The following is a 2,523-nucleotide window of genomic DNA, read 5'->3' as shown; positions in this document are numbered from 1 at the left end:
GGGATCGAACCTCCGGTGAGGCGCCCCCCGCGCTGCCGCAGGAGGCGGCGGGGCGGGTGCCGTGACCCCCGGCTGCCCGGACGTCCACGGAACCGACTCGATCAGAGGCGCCGAGCCGCCGACCTGCTCAGGCGCCGCAGGCCGACCAGCCGTGGCAGCTGTGCCGGCCGCGCCAGCCGCCGGAGCGGGTTCGAGGGGAGGAGCAAGAGGCGGGACGACCGAGGACGCCGCATGAGCGGGCGCCGCGGAGACGCCCGGCACAGTCCCACCACCCCCGCTGTAGGTGGGTGCGGGAGGGGCGACCGACCCGGGCGGCAGGATCGGCGGCGCCAGGAATCCGTGCGAATCAGCGGCTCCGGCATCCGCTGGCTTGCGCAGAGGACCGGGGCGGATCCCTGCCAGCCGATCGCCTTCGGGGTAGGGCAGCGGCCCGACGACCAGCACGGTGGCCCAGGCCGGGGGGAGCAGCACGGCCAGCACGGTCAGGCCGGCTCCGCGGTCGAATCGCCTGTTGATGCGGTGCACCGCGACGATCTTCACGTACAGCCCGTACAGCTGCACGATCGGGATGAACAGCAGCACGGCGTTCCAGGCGGGCTTGCCGCCGAGCGTGAGGATCGTCGCCTCGTTGAGGACGGGGATCCAGCCCTTCCAGCCCTCCTCGCCCAGCCGCGCGAACAGCTTCGACAGGGCGATCGCGTACCAGAGGTAGCAGCCCAGGCCGACGACGAGAGCGATGCCGATCACGAGGATCGTCGGCAACGGCATTCCCGGCCCGGCCGCCGTCTCGAACGAGCGCGGGTCTGCGAGCGCAATCATGCGTCCTCCTCCTGCCGGCGTGCGCCGGCCACTGTGAGCGTATCGAGCACCGGCCTGCGAACCGAAAGCACGGACCCTCGGCGCGGCCGGATCCGCTCGAGCAGCGACCGCATGCGCAGACGGCTGCGAAGCCGCTGCCACCGTCCGGTGGCCCGTTCGATCTCCGACCGCTCACGGTCGACGATCGCCCACGCGCTCGCGGCGTCGGCGTCGGCAGGCGGATGCGGTGCGAAGACGGCGGTGTCGACGAGTCGGGCGAGCTCTTCGGCCGCCGGCCGTCCCGCGGACCGGGCACGCTGCACGCGCGTGCCGTCAGTCGGGACCGCGACGCCGTTGTCGACGTAGAGGTCGATCAGCTCCTCCCAGGCGCCGACGAGACCGAGCTCGGCATCGTCGGCGGTGCGGCGAGCGCGCCGGCGCATCGCCTTCGCGATGAGCAGGGTCAGCAGGGGCAGCGTGAGCAGCAGCACCGCGAGGAGGCTGATCGCGACCGTGCGGACCACGGGCAGGAACCCGCCGAGCAGCGGCGAGTCGCTCTGCTCGAGCGGCGCCGCATCGGCTTGCGAGTCGTTCTGCGCCGGGGGTGGGTCGAGAGCCTCGCTGCGGGGCTGCTCGGGGATCGTCGGATGCTCGGGAAGCTGCTCGCCCTCGGTGATCGTGCTGGGCAGCAGCGCGAACTGCGGTGTGACGTCGACGGCGACCCACTCGGCTCCGGGTGCGCGCACCTCGACCCAGGCGCTCATGCTGGCGCCGGTGCACACATCGGTGCACGGGGCGATGCCGGGCACCTCGTCGGCGGCGGCCAGGCGCGCACCGATGGCGACCCGCGACTCGAGGCCCCAGTACCGGGCCAGCAGGGCCGCGGCTGCGGCGAACTGCTCGTCGTCGCCGACCGCCGATACGAGCATCTCGGGCGGGGCGTCCGAGCCGACCTTAGCCTCCTGCCGGCGAAGGGAGGCGAACACCTCCTCGACGCGAGCCGAGGAATGCCCCGCGTAGCTGGCTGCGAAGGAGTACCCCTCCGACTTCAGATCGGTGATCCACCCGGCGGCAGCCGCGTCGTCGAGCAGCGCGTGGCTGAGGTAGCCGCGCGAGCGCAGGCGGTCGATCAGCTCGAGATACCCGGCACCGGTGCGCGGCAGCTCCTGAAGCTGCGCCCAGTCGACGAGCTCGGGGTGCGCCTGCGCATCCAGCAGCGACTCGCCGCCCTGTGCCGCCGAGAACCCGCCACGATCTCCGGCGGCGGTCTCCGCGAGCACGGTGTAGCGATCTCCGGGCGCCAGTCCCCTGCCGCCGCCGGGCGCGTCGGCGATCGTGATGGCCGTGTCGCCGCCGTCGTCGATGTGGAAGCCGTCAGCCAGCGCGTCTGCCCGCGCGCCCGCGAACTGCGGTGCCGCGACGAGGGCGCCCGGCACCGGCATCCAGATGCCGCGGTACGCGTCGCCGATCGTGATCTCCAGCTGGGACCTGCCCGGGCCCGGCGCGCCGGTGCGCGGCAGCCGGCTGAAGCGGGCCTCGGGTGAGACGTGGAAGTCCTGACCGTCGTACCGGTCGAGCGTCACCAGCCGGATGCGATCGATCGCTCCCGCGTCGCCGTCGACGCTCAGCACGGTCGCGTCGAGGCGATCGCCGGCGAACCATGACCGGTACGAGGCGAGCGGGCTGGGCTGCTCGCGCACGACGATCATCGGCTCGACCGCATCG

At 73.2% G+C, this 2,523-nt stretch carries 2 protein-coding genes; both read right to left on the bottom strand.

The genetic code is table 11. The features are described 5' to 3' along the window. Positions 1-819 (bottom strand): DUF5684 domain-containing protein (locus RT309_RS14730; protein ID WP_313358240.1); only part of this gene is annotated, 819 nt, incomplete at its 3' end. After that, positions 816-2,523 (bottom strand): transglutaminase domain-containing protein (locus tag RT309_RS14725; protein ID WP_313358238.1); only part of this gene is annotated, 1,708 nt, incomplete at its 5' end. The genes RT309_RS14730 and RT309_RS14725, both read right to left, overlap by 4 nt.

Source organism: Microbacterium sp., assembly GCF_032084865.1.
In the GTDB taxonomy this organism is placed as follows: Bacteria; Actinomycetota; Actinomycetes; order Actinomycetales; family Microbacteriaceae; genus Microbacterium.
Note: the sequence above shows the minus strand (reverse complement) of the source record. Positions and strands in the feature narration are given on the sequence as shown.